The organism is Dysgonomonas sp. ZJ279 (assembly GCF_011039205.1).
GTDB lineage: Bacteria > Bacteroidota > Bacteroidia > Bacteroidales > Dysgonomonadaceae > Dysgonomonas.
Window position 1 is genome coordinate 304,851 of sequence record NZ_JAAKEL010000001.1, and the last position, 18,231, is coordinate 323,081.

Here is an 18,231-nt window from a genome sequence, read left to right on the forward strand (position 1 = left end):
GGTGAAATAGATATAAATATAGATATTCTGTTTTGCTGAAAATACTATCTTTGGGTCGATTTTAAAACTAATTGTATAATTCTAACGACATACGATATGGTAGATATTCTTTTTGGTTATAAGGCTTTGATGGCTGATTATTTAAATCCTGCAGATGTCTTGTTTTGGGGCATTGTCGGTGGTTTAATTGGTTTTACAATAACTCTTCTTGTTGAGCTTCTACTTCGTAAGAAGATTATGGTTAAACGTTGTCATTGGAGTTTGACAATTTTATCATATGTTTATATGTTCTTTTTACCTCTTTATGCCGGATTTTGTTTTACACAATGGTTTGCATTCCATAATTGTGAAACCCAATTGGTTGAAAATATGCCGAAGTACTTAGGGGATACCAAAACATTGTTCAATACATATCTGAACGATGAGATACAGGAAGTGGTGGCACAGAAATACCCAGAGTTTGCCGCATCCATGAATGGTGTATCTGTTGCTTCATTGGCAAAAGGGTTAGGCATGAATGAGAATGATTTGAGAGCTAAAGCTGTTGAATACATTGAATCTAATCCCGACGAAGCCGATTTTTTACAAGAGAAAGCAAGGGCTTATGTGGAACAAAAGATTGCCCCTTTTATAATAATAGATAAAGATCTATCAGAAAGATTGGCACGTGTTAGAATCGAAGATTTGTTGGTAGATGGTGCATTGAATATAATAGTTGAAGATCAGATTAGACAATTTTTCGGTGGTCTTAAACTACAAGCAATATTGCTGTTATTAGTTGGTATTCTGATTCCCGTAACAGAAATTGTTATCGCCAATCGATTAGAAAAGAAACGGTTGTCTCCTCCACCTTTCCCTCCGCATATAACTGCTTAAAGTATCTGATGTATAATCGGAATAAGCAGTGCTGTAATAACACCCATCAGCCCGATTGCTAGACCGCTTATCGCACCTTCGAGTGCTCCCATTTCCATTGCTCGTGCTGTACCCACACTGTGCGCCGATGCTCCCATGGCCAGTCCTTTAGCAATACTGCTTTTGATGCGAAGTAGTCGCAAAACGGGAGGTCCGATGATGCTGCCGAATATACCGCAGAAAACAACGATTATGGCAGTTAGTGATACGTTACCGCCTGATTGTTCGGCGATACTCATGGCAATAGGTGTCGTTACCGATTTTGGTTCGAGGGAATGTATCAATATCTGATCGGCTCCTGTCAGGTTAGCCAGGATTATAACGCTGGTGATCCCTACGATACTGCCAATAAATACAGATGTAAGTATAGATATAACATTGCCTCGCAGATAGTCTAACTGTTCATATAATACATAGCCCAAGGCTACAATAGATGGTCCGAGCATGAAACTAACAAACTGACTGCCTTGTTCAAATTTTGCATAGTCAATATCTGCAATCTTGAGAAAGGCTATAACAAGTGCGATAGATATAATTAATGGATGGAAAAGTGCAAATCTGGTTTTCTTAAATACCCATTGTCCAAACAGATATGTGCCGAAAACGAGGATAAGACAAAATTCTGTAGATTCAAATAGTGCTCTCATTTTTTTTGTTTCTCCATTTTTTGTTGAACGATGCCAACTACGGCAATTACCAATATTGTGCTTATAGAGCATACAATAAGGATAGACATCCAGAATTGACTAATTATACCATAAGAACCTAATAATCCGGCTCCGGCAGGTATGAAAAATATAGCCATATTTCTAGTGAATGCATTAGCTATATCGCGTACGCTATCGGGTGAGATTGCTTTGAAATAAAGACTTAGGAATAATAATATCATTCCGATTATGCTACCCGGAACAAAGCCGTTTATAAGATAACTGAGACATTGTCCTACAAAATAGAACAGCAAAACGATGAAGATACCCTTTACCATTTTCATAATGAAAACCTTCTAAATTAAATAGAGTAATAAAAAAAAGTCTGTGACTCTAAACTGCCGCAAAGGTACTACAAATTTGAACCGGAGATAAGGCGGCAGAGTTAAAAAAATAGCTGGAATGTTATTCTTCGTAAACGTCCAAAACGAAATTCTCACCATCCCATACTCCATAGGAGAAATAACGAAGCCAGTCGCCGAGTATAACAATCCGGCCTGACTGTGAAAGCATCAGATCGAGCATAATGTGACGATGTCCGAAGATGAAGAAATTAATATCCGTCTTCGTCTTTAATTCTTCCTTAGCATAAAGCACAAGGTGTTCTTTGTCTTCACCCATATAGTCGGGCATCTCGCCTGTACTTCTGTTATGATTAGACCACCAATGGGCAAAGCCTACTGTCCAACGGGGGTGTATTGCGGCAAAAGGTATTCGGCATATACTGCTATGGAATAGTTTACGTAGTAATTTAAATGATCGGGAGTCATCTCCTAATCCGTCGCCATGTGCGAGGAAGAACTTCTTACCTAAAAGCTCTGTTGTTAATGCCTCTCTGTGGATAATCATTCCACATTCATTTTGAAGATAATCGGTAAGCCAAATGTCGTGATTACCAATAAAAAAATGTACTTCTATACCCGAATCAGTTATTTCTGCTATTTTTCCTAAAAAGCGTGTATAGCCTCGAGGAACAACATTCTTGTATTCGAACCAGTAATCAAATATATCTCCCAACAAATAGATTGCTTTTGCATCCTGTTTCACCATGTCGAGCCATCGGCAGAGTTTTTGCTCTACTTTGAGTTGGGCATAATGGTTGATGTCTATCCCTTTAGATGCCAGTGATATCGATTCGTCTTTATTCACGTGTTTTCTGTGATAAGCCGAACCTAAATGTACATCTGACAAGAAGTAGATTTTTTTCTTCACACTGTTCTGTTTAGAGGAATCCTAGTTCCAGTTTAGCTTCTTCGCTTAGCATATCTCTGTTCCATTCCGGTTCGAAAGTAAGATTAACAAGAACATTGTTAACCTCTTTTACCGATTGTACTTTCATTCTTACATCTTCTAATATGAAATCGGCAGCCGGACAATTAGGTGCAGTCAATGTCATTGTGATTGTCACATTCTTGTCATCGTCGATCTCTACATTATATATAAGTCCAAGGTCGTAAACATTCACAGGTATTTCGGGGTCGTAAACTGTTTTTAGCATGTATACGATATCTTCTTCTAATTTTAGTAATTCGCTCATTCTCTTTTGTTATTATGTTAAAAAGTGACAAAGGTGACACTTTTACGCTGTTTTTGATCGTAACTTTTCTTGTTTACTTTCGGACAATATTACCGTGTATTATATAGATAAATCAGGAACTAATATATCCATCGATATACGGTTATTACCGTCTCTTATAAACATACAGAATAATAGATAGTTTATAATACATCTAAATTCTATCGACAAAAATAATCAAAAAACAGATATAAACCTTACAATCTTCCTTTATCCAGATAACTGTAATACGAATGATCGCATACAATAATATGATCGAATAGTTGGATATCCATTATTCGTCCTGCTTCTTTCAACTTCTGGGTAATTGTATCGTCTTCTCCGCTTGGATTTGCGCTACCAGATGGATGGTTATGGCATAGTACCATGCCCGAGGCTAGGGTCTCTATTGCTTCTTTCATTATCATGCGTATGTCGACCACAGTTCCTGCTACGCCGCCCTTGCTGACTTGTACCTTCTTCAATACTTTATTTGCCCTGTTGAGTAATAGTACCCAAACCTCTTCGTGTCTCAGATCGGCTAGCACGGGATGGAAAATTTGATAGACATCTTCACTTGATGTTATCTGTGGTTGTGTGATAACTTCAGATAATTTTCGTCGTTTGCCTAATTCCAACGCGGCTACAATCGTAATAGCTTTTGCTTCACCTATCCCTTTAAAGTTTTTGATAAGGTCTTTTATTTCAAGCTTACCAAGGGTGTTGAGATTATTGGATACATTGTGTAGAATGCGTTGGGATAATTCGACTGCTGTTTCATTTTTATTGCCCGAACCAATAAGAATAGCTAGTAGTTCGGCATCAGAGAGAGCAACCATACCTTTAAGTAGCATTTTCTCTCGTGGGCGATCTTCCTCTGCCCAATCTTTTATGTTGAGTTTTGTAATGTTATTCATGTACAGTAAAAATATAGATCAAAGATATATCTCTTTTGTGGAAACTTAATTTGTTTTGAAATAAAAAGGCTCATAAACTTTTATGAAGTTATGAGCCTTTCAGTATTTTATATAAAAAGAATTATCCTTTTACTCTTTCTACGTACGAACCGTCTTTTGTGTTGATTTTGATTTTCTCTCCTTCGTTGATGAATAGAGGAACACGTATTTCAGCACCGGTTTCTACAGTTGCAGGTTTTGTTGCATTTGTTGCAGTATCACCTTTCAGACCCGGCTCGGTATATGTGATTTGGAGTACTACTGTTTGAGGAAGCTCTACTGTAAGAACAGTTTCGCTTTCTGCATGTACCTGAACCTCTACCATATCGCCTTCTTTAAGAAATGCCACACCTTCTATTTGGCTCCCTTGCAGTGATATTTGTTCATAAGTCTCGGTGTTCATAAAGTTGTACCCCATATCATCCTGATAAAGGAATTGATAAGGACGTCTTTCGATACGCACTTCGTCAAGTTTTATACCGGCATTGAATGTTCTGTCCAGAACGCGACCTGTAGCTACGTTTCTCATTTTAGTACGGACGAATGCAGCGCCTTTACCCGGTTTAACATGCAGGAACTCAATGATTACATAGTATTGTCCTTCGATATCGAGGCACATTCCGTTTCTTATATCTGATGTAGTTGCCATTAATTATATTATTAATTTATTGTTATGTTTCTTTTTTCGAGTTGCAAAGATAATATTATTTTACAAAACCTCTATTTTTCAATAAATAGATTGGATTTGGTTCTGCACCTCTGAATTTTTTGTACAATACCATCGGGTCGTCTGTACCACCTTTCGATAATACATTTTCTCTGAATGATTTTGCTGTTGCCTGATCGAAAATATTACCTGTAGCTACAAATGCTTGGAAAGCATCGGCATCCAACACTTCAGACCACATATAGCTATAATATCCCGCAGAATAACCACCACTGAATATGTGAGAGAAGTATGTGCTTCTGTATCTAGGTATAATATCCGAAGGTAATCCTATTTCGTTCATTGCATCAGCTTCGAATTTACGCACATCGAAGTCTTGCGCTTTGTCTATTGTATGCCATTTCATATCCAAGATAGATGCTGCAAGGAATTCTGTAGTTGCAAATCCTTGGTTGAAATATGATGCGTTTTGTATCTTTTTAATTAGTTCATTTGGTATAACAGCTCCTGTTTCATAATGCTTAGCATACATTTTTAGCACTTCCGGTTCGAATGCCCAATGTTCCATTACTTGCGATGGTAATTCTACGAAGTCACGAGGAACCGATGTGCCGGATAGTGTATAATATGTGCACTTAGATAGTAAGCCGTGCAGACCATGTCCGAATTCGTGGAAAAGTGTCTCTACTTGTTCCAGAGTCAACAGAGATGGTTTGTCACCAATAGGAGGATTGAAATTTCCTACATTGTAGATAATAGGATGAACAAATTTTCCTTTATATATTTCTTGTTTACGGAAGCTACCCATCCATGCACCGTTACGTTTTCTGCCGTCACGGGCGTAGTAGTCAAGGTATATGATACCGATAAGTGTACTGTCTGCGTCTGTAACCTCAAATACTTGAACATCTTCTTGATAAACAGGAATGTCTGTTACTTGTTTGAAATTGATGCCATATAGTTTATTTGCAACCATGAATACACCATCACGTACATTATCAGCTTTGAAATATGGTTTTAATGCTTCTTCGTCAAGGGCATATTTTTCTTCACGAAGTTTTTCAGCATAATACCACCAATCCCATGATTCCAGTGTTATATCCTTTCCTTCTTTTTTAGCTAAAGCCTGAAGTTCTGCCGATTCTTTTTGGGCTTGAGGTAATGCATATTTCCATACATTATTCAGTAGTTCCATTGCGGCCGCTGGAGTTTTAGCCATTGTTTCGTCAAGCGAGAAGTCTGCATGAGTTGCATAGCCAAGCATATTTGCTTTTTCTAGTCGAAGGTTTACGATCTTGTTGATGATTGCTTTGTTGTCGTTTGCATTATCGTTATCACCACGGTTATACATTGCTTTATACAATTTCGCTCTAAGATCGCGATTGTCTGCATATTGCAAAAATGGTACCCAGCTCGGTTTGCTAAGGGTAAACATCCATTTACCTTCTTCTCCATTGCTTTTTGCGGTTTGAGCAGCGGCAGCTATTATATCGTCAGGCAGACCGGCCAGATCTTCTTTTTTATCTATCGTTAGTTTGAAAGCAGCGGTTTCGGCCAATGTATTATTGGCGAAATTAAGGCTGAGCATACCTAATTCTTTGTTTATTTCGCGTAGGCGTGCTTGTTTCGATCCATCTAATAAAATTCCTGAACGAACGAATCTTTTATAATATTTGTCGATTAGTTGATTTTGCTCTGTCGTCAATTTTGTACGGTCAGCATTATCGTATACCGATTTAATGCGGGCAAATAATTTTTCGTTAAGATAAATATTGTCACTATGTTCAGATAGTTTAGGATTTATCTCCTCATCTATTTTTTGTAAAACAGAATCCGTCTGAGCTCCGGTTAGTGCACCAAATACAGAGGATACTCCGCGTAACATCTGACCCGATTCGTCGAGAGCTACAAATGTGTTTTCGAAAGTTGCCGGTTCGGCGTTGTTCGCAATCGAATCTACTTCGGCTGCATTTCTTAATATTGCTTCTTCAAAAGCCGGAAGGAAATGCTCCGCTTTTATTTTATCGAACGGAGGGACTCCGTTAGGGGTGTCAAACTCAGTGAAAAACGGGTTGTCACTTTTTTTCTGATCGCCTGTGCTATTACATGAATAAAGCATAGTTAACAAACTAAAGATTAATAGAAACTTTTTCATATAGTTCTAATTGTATGATTGAAATGATTTTAGCTGCAAAAGTAATCAAAAAAACAGAACAAGTCGAAAGATATTAGAATCTTAGGTTTAAAAAACACACTATTTTATCAAAAAATCGGATTAAATTTAGTAAACTTGTAATAATTAAGAACATGAATTTGTTTGTGATTAATTATATTGAAATTAAATGGAACGAGTTTGCTTAAAAAAGATTTTCATTTTCTCTTTTGCAGTTATTTTATCCTTAATATTTGTACAATGTTCGAATGCTAATAAGGTACAGGATGAGCTGGAAAAATATGTCGAGCGTGAAAATAAGAATTATCCTAAAATAATAGATGATTTCACACGGCTTGAAGGCTGTGAGGCTCTGCCTTCGAATACATTACGATATAATTATACAATACAGGTCGAAAGCGCCATGCTCGATACTGTTGTACTGAAAAAAGCATTGAAAGAAAAGCTTATACACTCGATAAAAACAGAACCGGGTTCAGCTTTTCTTCGTAATAATAATGTGACGTTTCAGTATCAATATAATGACGCCGCTAATAGCCCTGTTTTTAGAATAGATATACCATCGGAAGATTACAAATAACAGACAATGATTGTAGGAAGTTTAAAAGATACAGAGAGATACGAAGATATTCATCCGTTATTTAAAACGGTATTTGATTTTTTAAGGAATACCGATTTCTTAAAATCGGAGGTCGGCACGATAGAATTGCAAGGAAAAGATGCTTTCGCCATTATAAGCGATAGTGATCTGAGAAATAAAGAACTTGCTAAACCGGAAGCACATAATAGATACCTTGATATACAGTTGCCAATCAGTAAGGCTGAAACATTCGGATGGAAATCCCGATTGGATTTGAATGAAGAATGCGAGCCGTTTAATGATGAACGGGATATTCAGTTTTTCGAAGATAAAGTTGAAACTTACTTTTCGGTTTCTCCCGGTGATTTTGTAATATTCTTTCCCGAAGATGGACATGCTCCATGTATTGGTGAAGGAAAAATAAGAAAAGTAGTCGTGAAGATAAAAATCTAAATTAATAAACATTGTTGCCTTATGCTAAAGCTAATAAAAAATGATACGTGGCTAAAGCCCTATTCCGAAGCTATCGAGGGACGTTATAAATACACGCTCGAAAAAGAGGCTGCATTGACAAATAATGGGTCAATCTCATTGTCTGATTTTGCTTCAGGGTATATGTATTTCGGATTACATAAAACAAAGAACTCGTGGGTTCTTAGAGAATGGGCGCCCAATGCTACTGCCATATATATGGTCGGTACATTCAATGGATGGCAGAAGCAAGATGATTTTAAATTGCAACGTAAGGATAATGGCGAATGGGAGCTGGAACTTCCTCTCGATAAGGTCCAACATGAAGATTTATTCAAGCTGATTGTTTGTTGGGATAGCGGCGAAGGCGAGCGTATTCCTGCATGGGCTAATCGTGTAGTACAGGATGACCATACCAAGATATTCTCTGCACAGGTTTGGAGTCCTAAAACTCCGTATAAATTCAAGCAAAAAACATTTAAACCCGATACAAGCCCTTTATTAATCTACGAATGCCATATTGGCATGTCGTCGGAAGAGGAAAAGGTTGGCACATACGACGAATTCAGAAGAAATATATTGCCCCGTATAAAAGAAGATGGTTACAATACCATTCAGATAATGGCTATTCAGGAACATCCTTACTATGGATCGTTCGGTTATCATGTATCCAGTTTCTTTGCTGCATCATCGCGTTTTGGTACACCCGATGAATTGAAACATCTGATAGACGATGCACATGCATTGGGTATAGCAGTAATTATGGATTTGGTACATTCGCATGCCGTAAAAAATGAAGTGGAGGGCTTAGGGCGTTTTGATGGGTCGTATGATCAGTATTTCTATGCCGATTACAGAAGGGAGCATCCTGCTTGGGATTCACTGTGCTTTAATTATGGTAAGAACGAGGTTGTTCATTTTTTGCTTTCTAATTGTAAATTCTGGCTCGAAGAATATAAATTCGACGGTTTCCGTTTCGATGGGGTGACTTCGATGCTTTATTACAGTCATGGGCTTGAAGAATCATTTTCGGGTTATGCCGATTATTATAATGGGCATCAGGATGGTGATGCTATTTGCTATCTGACTTTGGCTAATAAGTTGATCCACGAAGTAAATCCCACAGCGATAACAATAGCCGAAGAAGTTAGTGGTATGCCCGGTTTAGCTGCTAAAAACAAAGATGGAGGCTACGGTTTCGATTATCGCATGGCGATGAATATTCCCGATTACTGGATAAAGATAATTAAGGAAAGAAGAGACGAAGACTGGCATCCGACAGGTATATTCTGGGAATTGACAAACAGGCGGGAAGATGAGAAAACAATCTCGTACGCCGAAAGTCACGATCAGGCATTGGTAGGAGATAAGACAATCATATTTCGACTCATAGATGCCGACATGTACTGGTATATGTCGAAATTGAAAGAAAGTTCGTTTATTACCGATAGGGGTATCGCCTTACATAAAATGATTCGTTTAGCTACGGCTTCGACGATCAACGGGGGGTATCTCAACTTTATGGGGAATGAATTCGGTCATCCCGAATGGGTTGATTTTCCGCGTGAAGGTAACGGCTGGTCGTATAAATATGCCCGTCGCCAATGGAGTCTTGCTGATAATTATGATTTAAGATATCACTATTTAGGTGACTTTGATAAAGCTATGCTGGAACTGATAAAATCGGTGAAGCAATTTGAGAAAAGCGAAATATTGAGGCTTTGGGACAAAGATGATGATCAGGTGTTGGCATACCAACGCAAAGATTTGATTTTTGTTTACAATTTCAATCCGAGTCAATCTTTTACAGATTATGGATTTTTAGCTCCTACCGGTAAATATGAAGTTGTATTGGACACAGATAATCGCGACTTCGGTGGTAATGGACTTACAGATGCTAGTATCCCTCATTATACAGTTGCCGATGCGCTTTATCAAAAAGATGGGAAAGGCTGGCTGAAATTGTATATTCCGGCACGGACTGCTTTTGTGCTGAGAAAAGTAGATTGAGAGTGTATATGATATATTAAAGAAAGACCTGAGTAATCGGGTCTTCTTTGCTTATATGATTCATTATCTGTAGTTAGAAGTTCAATAAATAACGTGAGTTCGGTATAAACATCTTATAATAATGAGTTCCGATATTTATCTTTCGTCCATTCTGTCATCCCGATACGCAGTGAGGGATCTGCTCTCTTACAACAAGTAGGATTCGAGATCCCTCACTGCGTATCGGGATGACAAATTCGAATGAAGATTTTATTGTTCTTTTCATTATATTGAACTCACGTTAAGTAAGAGCTGTTTTTTCTTATATCGAAATACATCGAATTGCCAATAACTTTAGTTATTTTTGTGGAATCATTTTAAATAACCAATAAAGAAATAAAATATGAATTTGTATCCGTTAAAATTTAAATCTATCCTTAAGTCTATTATCTGGGGTGGCGATGAAATATGTAAATTTAAAGGTATAGCTCCTGAGCAGGATGGTGTTGGCGAAAGCTGGGAAATATCTAGCGTCGAAGGCAACGTTTCTGTTGTTGCCAACGGTGAATTAGAAAATAAAAGTTTGGATGAAGTAATTGCTACTTACAAAGAGCAATTGGTCGGAAAACAAAATTTCGCAACATTTGGTACAACTTTCCCATTACTTATCAAATTTATTGATGCTCGTGACAATCTTTCTATACAAGTACATCCTGACGATGCTCTGGCTAAAGTGAGACACAATTCGTTCGGTAAAACCGAAATGTGGTACGTGATCAACGCTGCTCCGGGCGCATTTCTTTATTCGGGATTTGCAAAAGAGATGACTCCCGATCAATATGTGCAAAGTATAGAAGATAATACATTCGTAGATGCATTAGAAAAACATGATGTGAAAGCAGGAGATGTGTTTTTCCTTCCGGCAGGCCGTGTGCATGCTATCGGTGCAGGTACGTTTATAGCAGAAATTCAGCAAACATCTAATATTACTTATCGTATCTACGATTATAACCGTAAAGATGCAAACGGTAATGGTCGTGAATTGCATACCGAATTAGCGAAAGATGCAATTGATTTCAAAGTATACGATAACTATCAGAATTCATATACAAGAAAAGAGAATGAAGCGGTAGAGCTTGAATCGTGTAAATATTTTACAACTAATCTTTTGGAATTGAACCAATCGGTTGACAGGGATTATTCTAAAATAGATTCTTTTATAGCATATATCTGTATGGGTGGTGCTTGTACGATAAAAGATAATAAAGGGAACGAATTGAGTGTTAAGCAAGGAGAGACAATTCTTATCCCTGCCGATACTACAAGTATGAACATTAAGCCCGAAGGAAACGTTCTTCTTTTAGAAACATACGTATAACCGTAAATTATAATCATAAAAATGATCACCACAAATTTTCGACTAAAGGGAATCTGTGGTGTTCGTTTTTTATATAAAATTGTTAGATGAAAGGAGTATTATTAGTAAATACAGGCAGTCCCAAAGCGTGTACAAGAGCTGACGTAAAGTTCTTTGTGGGAGCGATGCTGTCTGATCCCAAAGTGATGACTGTTCCCGATTGGTTCCGTCCTATTCTTGTTAAAGGAATTATTTTGCCATTGCGACAATTCAGCTCTACGGCTCATTACTCACTTATCTGGGATCATAAGCGTAATATATCACCTCTGCTTTATAATATGCAGCAATTGGCTGCAAAACTCGAAGAACAATCCGAAATGCCGGTAGAAGTGGCGATGAGGTATGGCGAACCCAGTGTTGCCTTAGCTCTCGAACGATTGATGGAAAAAAATGACAGATTGCACGAAGTGATTGTTTTACCAATGTTTCCTCAATATGCCGAATCGTCTTACAAAACAGTGGTAGATTGGATTGGGCAAATTTTCTTTCAGCGCCCCTATCCGTTTCGTCTGAAAATTATAGAGCCTTATTTTAATCATCCTGCATATATCAATGCTTTGGTCGAGTCATTAAAGCCTTACATCGAGCAGGATTTCGATAAATTGGTCTTTAGTTTCCATAGTCTTCCTCTTTCACATGTGGAAGAAGCATGGAAAAAAGGGAAAGAATTCGATTATGTGTATCAAACAAAGGAGACAGTTCGTTTGGTGCTAAATCAGTTAAATGTAGATGTGAGAAAAACAAGGCAGGTGTATTCGTCGGCTATGGGGAGTAAATGGTTAAAGCCCGGACTAGACGAAACTATACAATCGTTAGCCGAAGGAGGAGCAAAGAACATAATTGTTATATCTCCCGGATTTTCGGTTGATAATCTTGAAACATTGTATGATGTGGGTGTTCGCGCTAAAGACTTATTTATTAAACATGGAGGCACTCGGTTAGACTTTGTACCATGCTTGAATAGTCGGGACTGCTGGGTCGATGCAGTGCAGAAAATAATATCTTAGGTGATGAAACGTATTCTTATTTTTAACGATAGCCTGGCACAGGGAGGTACAGAAGTGCTTCTTGTCGATTTGGTTAACCATCTTGCCAAAGAAGGATGTGTTGTCACTCTTCTTTTGCCCGAACAATCGGATAAAGATGTTTTATTGGAGCAAGTATCGTCAAGAATAAATATAAAATACCTATATGATAAAGGAACATCGCATCTGGAAAAGAAAATAGGTGAGAATATAATGATTTTCTTTCCTTCAGTTTTCTTAAAATTAAAAGGGTTGAAGGATTCGGATTACGATGAGGTAATTTGTTTTAAAGATTCTTTTTTTGCAAAGATGTTTACTAAAATGGGTATCCCTAAACTATTGTGGATACATAATATTCTATATAAGCGTACTTATGAGATTCGCTCTTTTCGTGAAAAAGTATCCGTTTGGCTGAATAAAAAGCAGTTGAAAACAACACAACGCTCTTATAACCGGTTTGATAAAGTGATTTGTGTGTCAGATGCCTGCAAAAATGCTTACATTAATGTGTTGCACGATGGTGTTCATCCTCAGCAGGACATCGAAGTGTTGTATAATGCAATCGATTTAAGTAAGGTTGTTGAAAAATCTAAGCAAAAAATCGAAGACTTGCCGCAGGGGGTAACCAATTTTGTTTTAGTAACACGCAGTTCACCCGAAAAACGGACAGATCGATTAGTGAATGCTGCTAATAGATTGAATCAGGATGGTTATAATTTTCATGTATATATTTTAGGCGAGGGTCTTGATAACGAAGATATGATAGCAAATCTTGCATCATTAGGATTGAAAGATAAGATAACCTTGATGGGACGCGTAGATAATCCTTATCCATATATTTTACAAAGTAATTGGTTGTTGTGCGTGTCGGAACGGGAAAGCTTTTCGCTCGTTTTGCTGGAGGCAATGGCTCTCGGCACACCTGTTATTACGACCAACTGTGGGGGACCAGCTGATATTGTAGATGGAGGTAAATACGGCATTCTAGTAGATAATAGTACCGAAGGTGTATATGAGGGTATGAAGAGGGTTCTCGACGATTCTACTCTTTCGGTTCAGTATAGTGCTTATTTGGATAAGGTCTTAATTCGCTTTAGCTATAAAGGATGGCTCGAAAAAATAGATACTATATTGGGATTGATATAAACATCGTACTTATTAACAATAAAGTGGACTTTTCAACAACAATAACAATGTTTCACAAAATTAACGCTAAACTCCTGTTTTTTATTATTTAATTTGTTCTCAGAAACTAATTGTACAACTTTTATGGGTAAAATAATAGCTCTGGCCAACCAAAAAGGAGGAGTTGGTAAAACCACTACAACAATAAACCTTGCCGCATCCTTAGCAGCTCTTGAAAAAACGGTTTTGGTAGTCGATGCCGATCCGCAGGCAAATGCATCGTCTGGCTTGGGAGTTGATATTCGAAAAGTGAATAAAACTATCTATGAATGTTTGATCGGGGAGACACCTGCCAAAGAAGCAATTGTGAAAACCGAAATAGAGCGTTTAGACGTTCTGCCTTCCCATATTAATCTGGTGGGCGCCGAATTGGAAATACTGAATGTTGAAAATAGGGAAAAACTTTTGTCAGCCGTTCTTCAGCCACTCAAAGATGATTATGACTTTATTTTGGTCGATTGTTCTCCGTCATTAGGGTTAATAACTGTGAACGCATTGACTGCTGCCGATTCTATAATAATTCCCGTGCAATGTGAATATTTTGCACTCGAAGGAATCAGTAAACTTTTGAATACGATCCGTATCATAAAGTCGAAATTAAATCCTAATCTTGAAATAGAAGGTTTCTTATTGACAATGTATGATGCTCGTTTACGCTTGGCAAATCAGATATACGAAGAAGTGAAAAATCACTTCCAGGAATTGGTTTTTACGACTGTTATTCAGCGAAATGTGAAATTAAGCGAATCACAAAGTTTTGCTCAGCCTGTTTTGGTTTACGATGCGACTTCGCGTGGTTCGATCAATCATATGCAGCTGGCAAAAGAGCTAATTGAGAAAAATTCTTAACTTTGTCAATCTTACTTTATATTTTTTTAAACTGTTATGGCTAAAAGACCAGTTTTAGGAAGAGGGCTCGATGCTCTTATTACTATGGATGAAGTAAAGACGCAAGGTTCTTCTTCTATCAACGAAATAGAGTTATCCCGAATAAATGCAAATCCGGATCAGCCCCGTCGTGCATTCGACGAAGAGGCTTTGCAGGAGCTTGCTGTGTCTATTGGTCAGTTGGGCGTAATTCAGCCGATAACATTGCGTCAGATAGATGATGAAACATATCAGATAATAGCAGGGGAGCGCCGATACAGAGCCTCTTTGTTAGCAGGTTTGACATCTATTCCGGCATATGTGAAGACAGCCGAAGATGAGACAATGATGGAAATGGCGCTGATAGAAAATATACAGCGTGAAGACTTGAATTCTATCGAAATAGCTTTGGCTTATCAGAATCTCATAGAATCTTATAATCTTACTCAGGAAAGATTGAGCGAACGTATTGGAAAGAAAAGAACGACCATCGCAAATTATCTTCGTTTATTGAAATTACCTGCCGAAATACAGATGGGTATAAAAGATAAGAAGATAGATATGGCGCATGCCCGCACAATTATAACTCTTGACGATGCAGCGGCACAATTGGAAGTTTACGAACTGATACTGGAGGAAGGTTTGTCTGTACGTAAGGTAGAAGAATATGTAAGAGCTATCACGAAGGGTGAGAAATTAGAAGATTTATTGAAAGAAGAAAAAGCTATCGACGCTGTTAAAAAAACAGGAGTTAAGCAAGCTACACCAGAGGAGTTTGAGTTACTGAAAACTCACCTGTCCAAATTCTTTCAGACTAAAATACAATTAACCTGCAACGATGCAGGAAAAGGGAAAATAAGTATCCCTTTTAAATCGGAAGAAGAACTTGAACGCATAATTACGTTATTTGATCAAATAAAGAAATAAAAAACAGTTTTCTCCGTATTATAAGTATCGTAACTTTTTAATGATGTATCTCCAGCTATGATTGACTTTGGTTATTTTGATAATCAAAGTGAAAAATAAGATCTGGACAATAAAATATGAGAAAAGAATCAGTCGTTTGTTTGTTGCTTTTGTTGGGAGGATTCATATTTTCTCTGAGAGCGCAGACTGATAATAAGTTGGATTCGGTAAAACAGATAAAAGAATCTTCTTTATCGAATAGTAGGAATCCTAATGTAAAAGTGGCTTTGTCTACCGATTCATTAATGCCTGCTGAAAAAGAAAAAGTGGCAGTTTTAGAAGACTCTGTCATTTTTAACAATTCTGAATTTAAACCTAATCCAACTAAGGCAGTCATATATTCTGCTATATTTCCGGGGTTGGGACAAATATATAATAGAAAGTACTGGAAACTACCTTTAGTATATGGTGGTTTTGTTGGTCTTTCGTATGCTATATCTTGGAATGCAGGCATGTATAATGATTATGCACAAGCGTATCAGGATTTAGTAACAGGTAATGGGACGAGTTGGAAAGATTTTGTATCAAACCCTAATCTCAGCGAATCTCAGATACAGGCGCTAATACCTAGTTTTAAGCGAAAAAAGGATTATTTTAGAAGGAACAGGGACTTGGCTATTATTTGTACAGTTGCATTTTATGGGCTCGTTATGCTTGATGCCTATGTCGATGCCCAGTTATATGATTTTGATATATCGCCCGACTTATCGATGAGAGTCGAGCCAGTAATGTACCAGCCAACTATGTTTACCAAGAGAACATTTGGCTTACAGTGTAGTATAAATTTTTGATTCCGGAGATTACATCTGTAATCGTTTGGAAGATACCATTAAAAACGCATATGTTGAAGAAAATAATATTTACCGGATTACTCCTATGTGTTACATTCGCAGTTTCAGCACAGTCTCAAAGAGAACTGTCTGATCGCGAAAAAGTGACGGATTCGTCTATAGTATATCCTGCCGATATGGAGCGTAACTACGATCAGCTTCTGTCGACATGGAGTAAGGATGTGAAGTACGCAGACGATTGTACCAATTCTATTGATGAAACAACAATAGCACCAGACTCTACTTATATCAATCGTTTATATTCGCTACCAACCAAAATGGAGCTTGTATTCAATCCGGTTGTTCGTACTTATATAGAAATGTATGCCGGACGTAGACGTAATCAGGTTAGCTATATGCTTGGTGAAGGGAAATATTATTTTCCGATGTTTGAAGAAGCATTGGATAAAGAAGGGATTCCTCTAGAACTGAAATATCTGCCTGTTATAGAATCTGCACTTAATCCGATTGCCCGATCACGCGTTGGGGCTACAGGCTTGTGGCAGTTTATGGCAGGAACAGGCAAAATGTACAATCTGGAAATCAATAGTTTGGTTGACGAACGGAGCGATCCGCAAAAATCGACTGATGCCGCAGCGAAATATTTGAAAGATTTATATTCTATTTATGGCGATTGGAATCTTGTGATTGCAGCTTATAATTGTGGTCCGGGTAATGTAAATAAAGCAATCCGTCGTAGTGGCGGACTTACCGATTATTGGGCAATTTATCCTTATCTGCCTAAAGAAACGAGAGGATATGTACCGGCTTTTATTGCTGCAACATATATAATGAACTATTACGGAGAGCATAATATATGTCCGGTAGAATGTAGTAATCCTGCATCACTCGATACATTGGTTATCGACAAAACTGTCCATTTCCAACAAATTGCAGATATAATAGATATACCTGTCGAGGATATTCGAAAATATAACCCTCAATTCAAAAGCGATGTTGTACCCGGCAATTATAAGGGCTATGCAATAAATCTGCCGATTAAAAAAATAGGAGCATTTATAGACAATAAAGATACAATTTATGCTCATCGCTCAGCAGAGTTGTTGACTCATCGTAAAGTTGCAGGAATAGATGCAGTTAGTGGTATAAAAGGAGCATCTGGCAGTGTTACTCACCGCGTGAAAAAGGGAGATACACTAAGCAAAATTGCAAGTTCGTATGGTGTGACATTGGCGCAAGTGAAAAAATGGAATAATCTCAGAACCAATAGTGTTCCTGTTGGTCGACGCCTAACTATATATCAAGCAGTACCGACTAAAGAAAAAGAATCAACTGAAGTGCAACTCGCTTCGAACGATTCGCCTGTTTCGGGAAATACCACCACGCAATCTGTCACTACCACTTCTTATTATAAGGTGAAGAAAGGTGATACATGGAGCGGAATAGCCAAGAAAAATGGTGTTACAATTGCCGAAATAAAGAAGTGGAATAATATAAAATCAAATTCCCTTATTGCCGGTAAACAATTGAAGATACAGCAAGTGAAAGAAGTTGAGGTTGTGGTAGAGGAAACTGTCAAATTACCAGAACCTAAATTGTCGGTAGTTGCTTTAGATTCGGTCTACATTGTAAGTCTGGTCGATGATTACATGAAGAGGATTGAAAGAGATGAGTCTTCTCTTCCTCTGATAAGAATAGCATCATTGTCAGATACACCTGAACGAAAAACAGGAGATGACACTAAAATTATTTATCATAAAGTGAGAATAGGAGAGACGATCACTCAAATTGCTACTCGTTATAATGTTTCAAAGAAAGATATCGTTTCTTGGAACAGGCTTTCATCTAATGTGGCAAAAGTGGGGCAGCGTCTACTTATTCGTTTACCTGAAGCGGATCAAAGCGATGCTGTAAATAAGGCGGAAAAAGGTACAGAAAGCAGTGGCTCCTTGGTGTCAAATAGATAA

18 protein-coding genes are annotated in these 18,231 nt (G+C 37.7%); 11 read left to right on the top strand and 7 right to left on the bottom strand.

What is annotated here, in order from left to right; genetic code table 11:
• Positions 1–96: 96 nt before the first annotated feature.
• Positions 97–876, top strand: a complete 780-nt coding sequence (locus tag G7Y57_RS01350; protein WP_165020372.1) for a hypothetical protein — start codon at positions 97–99, stop codon at positions 874–876.
• On the opposite strand, the gene G7Y57_RS01355 is transcribed toward G7Y57_RS01350, so the two are convergent.
• The 7 genes from G7Y57_RS01355 to G7Y57_RS01385 all read right to left on the bottom strand — a co-directional run bounded on the left by G7Y57_RS01355 (position 873) and on the right by G7Y57_RS01385 (position 6,955).
• Complete coding sequence (locus G7Y57_RS01355) at positions 873–1,562, bottom strand: LrgB family protein (protein ID WP_165020373.1); 690 nt, start codon at positions 1,560–1,562, stop codon at positions 873–875. The two genes, G7Y57_RS01350 and G7Y57_RS01355, sit on opposite strands and share 4 nt — an antisense overlap.
• Positions 1,559–1,906: a CidA/LrgA family protein gene (locus G7Y57_RS01360; RefSeq protein WP_165020374.1), complete on the bottom strand. Its 348-nt coding sequence runs from the start codon at positions 1,904–1,906 to the stop codon at positions 1,559–1,561. Before G7Y57_RS01360 ends, G7Y57_RS01355 begins: the two co-directional genes overlap by 4 nt.
• A 121-nt stretch (positions 1,907–2,027) precedes the next feature.
• Positions 2,028–2,834, bottom strand: a complete 807-nt coding sequence (locus G7Y57_RS01365; RefSeq protein ID WP_165020375.1) for a UDP-2,3-diacylglucosamine diphosphatase — start codon at positions 2,832–2,834, stop codon at positions 2,028–2,030.
• 10 nt (positions 2,835–2,844) lie between these two features.
• Positions 2,845–3,159, bottom strand: coding sequence for a metal-sulfur cluster assembly factor (locus tag G7Y57_RS01370; RefSeq protein WP_165020376.1), 315 nt, complete (start codon positions 3,157–3,159; stop codon positions 2,845–2,847).
• 236 nt (positions 3,160–3,395) lie between these two features.
• Positions 3,396–4,094 (bottom strand): RadC family protein, encoded by a 699-nt coding sequence (radC, locus tag G7Y57_RS01375; RefSeq protein WP_165020377.1) that lies wholly within the window; start codon positions 4,092–4,094, stop codon positions 3,396–3,398.
• 121 nt (positions 4,095–4,215) lie between these two features.
• Positions 4,216–4,782, bottom strand: coding sequence for an elongation factor P (gene efp, locus G7Y57_RS01380; protein WP_165020378.1), 567 nt, complete (start codon positions 4,780–4,782; stop codon positions 4,216–4,218).
• A 55-nt stretch (positions 4,783–4,837) separates the two neighbouring features.
• Positions 4,838–6,955 (bottom strand): M3 family metallopeptidase, encoded by a 2,118-nt coding sequence (locus tag G7Y57_RS01385; RefSeq protein ID WP_165020379.1) that lies wholly within the window; start codon positions 6,953–6,955, stop codon positions 4,838–4,840.
• 187 nt (positions 6,956–7,142) lie between these two features.
• Here G7Y57_RS01385 and G7Y57_RS01390 point away from each other — a divergent pair, with 187 nt between their 5' ends.
• The 10 genes from G7Y57_RS01390 to G7Y57_RS01435 all read left to right on the top strand — a co-directional run bounded on the left by G7Y57_RS01390 (position 7,143) and on the right by G7Y57_RS01435 (position 18,231).
• Positions 7,143–7,553: a hypothetical protein gene (locus tag G7Y57_RS01390; protein ID WP_165020380.1), complete on the top strand. Its 411-nt coding sequence runs from the start codon at positions 7,143–7,145 to the stop codon at positions 7,551–7,553.
• A 6-nt stretch (positions 7,554–7,559) separates the two neighbouring features.
• Entirely contained in the window at positions 7,560–8,006 is a 447-nt protein-coding gene (locus G7Y57_RS01395) for a YhcH/YjgK/YiaL family protein (RefSeq protein ID WP_165020381.1), read from the top strand.
• A 21-nt stretch (positions 8,007–8,027) separates the two neighbouring features.
• Positions 8,028–10,034 (top strand): alpha amylase C-terminal domain-containing protein, encoded by a 2,007-nt coding sequence (locus G7Y57_RS01400; protein WP_165020382.1) that lies wholly within the window; start codon positions 8,028–8,030, stop codon positions 10,032–10,034.
• A 382-nt stretch (positions 10,035–10,416) separates the two neighbouring features.
• A complete protein-coding gene (locus G7Y57_RS01405; RefSeq protein ID WP_165020383.1) occupies positions 10,417–11,391 on the top strand; it encodes a type I phosphomannose isomerase catalytic subunit in 975 nt (324 codons plus the stop codon).
• Positions 11,392–11,477: 86 nt separating this feature from the next.
• Positions 11,478–12,437, top strand: a complete 960-nt coding sequence (gene hemH / locus G7Y57_RS01410; RefSeq protein WP_165020384.1) for a ferrochelatase — start codon at positions 11,478–11,480, stop codon at positions 12,435–12,437.
• Positions 12,438–12,440: 3 nt separating this feature from the next.
• Positions 12,441–13,601: a glycosyltransferase gene (locus G7Y57_RS01415; protein ID WP_165020385.1), complete on the top strand. Its 1,161-nt coding sequence runs from the start codon at positions 12,441–12,443 to the stop codon at positions 13,599–13,601.
• Between the two features lie 123 nt (positions 13,602–13,724).
• Complete coding sequence (locus tag G7Y57_RS01420) at positions 13,725–14,489, top strand: ParA family protein (RefSeq protein WP_165020386.1); 765 nt, start codon at positions 13,725–13,727, stop codon at positions 14,487–14,489.
• A 36-nt stretch (positions 14,490–14,525) separates the two neighbouring features.
• Positions 14,526–15,434, top strand: a complete 909-nt coding sequence (locus tag G7Y57_RS01425) for a ParB/RepB/Spo0J family partition protein (protein WP_165020387.1) — start codon at positions 14,526–14,528, stop codon at positions 15,432–15,434.
• 116 nt (positions 15,435–15,550) lie between these two features.
• The gene (locus G7Y57_RS01430) at positions 15,551–16,264 is read left to right on the top strand and encodes a DUF5683 domain-containing protein (protein WP_165020388.1); all 714 of its coding nucleotides are present in this window, start codon (positions 15,551–15,553) and stop codon (positions 16,262–16,264) included.
• Between the two features lie 50 nt (positions 16,265–16,314).
• A complete protein-coding gene (locus tag G7Y57_RS01435) occupies positions 16,315–18,231 on the top strand; it encodes a LysM peptidoglycan-binding domain-containing protein (protein WP_165020389.1) in 1,917 nt (638 codons plus the stop codon).

Bases quoted from the DNA above. Each gene is read 5' to 3' on its own strand.
- G7Y57_RS01370 (WP_165020376.1), bottom strand. From the start codon at position 3,159: ATGAGCGAATTACTAAAATTAGAAGAAGATATCGTATACATGCTAAAA.
- G7Y57_RS01355 (WP_165020373.1), bottom strand. From the start codon at position 1,562: ATGAGAGCACTATTTGAATCTACAGAATTTTGTCTTATCCTCGTTTTC.
- G7Y57_RS01395 (WP_165020381.1), top strand. From the start codon at position 7,560: ATGATTGTAGGAAGTTTAAAAGATACAGAGAGATACGAAGATATTCAT.
- G7Y57_RS01425 (WP_165020387.1), top strand. From the start codon at position 14,526: ATGGCTAAAAGACCAGTTTTAGGAAGAGGGCTCGATGCTCTTATTACT.
- G7Y57_RS01430 (WP_165020388.1), top strand. From the start codon at position 15,551: ATGAGAAAAGAATCAGTCGTTTGTTTGTTGCTTTTGTTGGGAGGATTC.
- G7Y57_RS01360 (WP_165020374.1), bottom strand. From the start codon at position 1,906: ATGAAAATGGTAAAGGGTATCTTCATCGTTTTGCTGTTCTATTTTGTA.
- G7Y57_RS01400 (WP_165020382.1), top strand. From the start codon at position 8,028: ATGCTAAAGCTAATAAAAAATGATACGTGGCTAAAGCCCTATTCCGAA.
- G7Y57_RS01350 (WP_165020372.1), top strand. From the start codon at position 97: ATGGTAGATATTCTTTTTGGTTATAAGGCTTTGATGGCTGATTATTTA.
- G7Y57_RS01390 (WP_165020380.1), top strand. From the start codon at position 7,143: ATGGAACGAGTTTGCTTAAAAAAGATTTTCATTTTCTCTTTTGCAGTT.
- G7Y57_RS01415 (WP_165020385.1), top strand. From the start codon at position 12,441: ATGAAACGTATTCTTATTTTTAACGATAGCCTGGCACAGGGAGGTACA.
- radC (WP_165020377.1), bottom strand. From the start codon at position 4,094: ATGAATAACATTACAAAACTCAACATAAAAGATTGGGCAGAGGAAGAT.
- G7Y57_RS01420 (WP_165020386.1), top strand. From the start codon at position 13,725: ATGGGTAAAATAATAGCTCTGGCCAACCAAAAAGGAGGAGTTGGTAAA.
- G7Y57_RS01385 (WP_165020379.1), bottom strand. From the start codon at position 6,955: ATGAAAAAGTTTCTATTAATCTTTAGTTTGTTAACTATGCTTTATTCA.
- efp (WP_165020378.1), bottom strand. From the start codon at position 4,782: ATGGCAACTACATCAGATATAAGAAACGGAATGTGCCTCGATATCGAA.
- G7Y57_RS01435 (WP_165020389.1), top strand. From the start codon at position 16,315: ATGTTGAAGAAAATAATATTTACCGGATTACTCCTATGTGTTACATTC.
- hemH (WP_165020384.1), top strand. From the start codon at position 11,478: ATGAAAGGAGTATTATTAGTAAATACAGGCAGTCCCAAAGCGTGTACA.
- G7Y57_RS01405 (WP_165020383.1), top strand. From the start codon at position 10,417: ATGAATTTGTATCCGTTAAAATTTAAATCTATCCTTAAGTCTATTATC.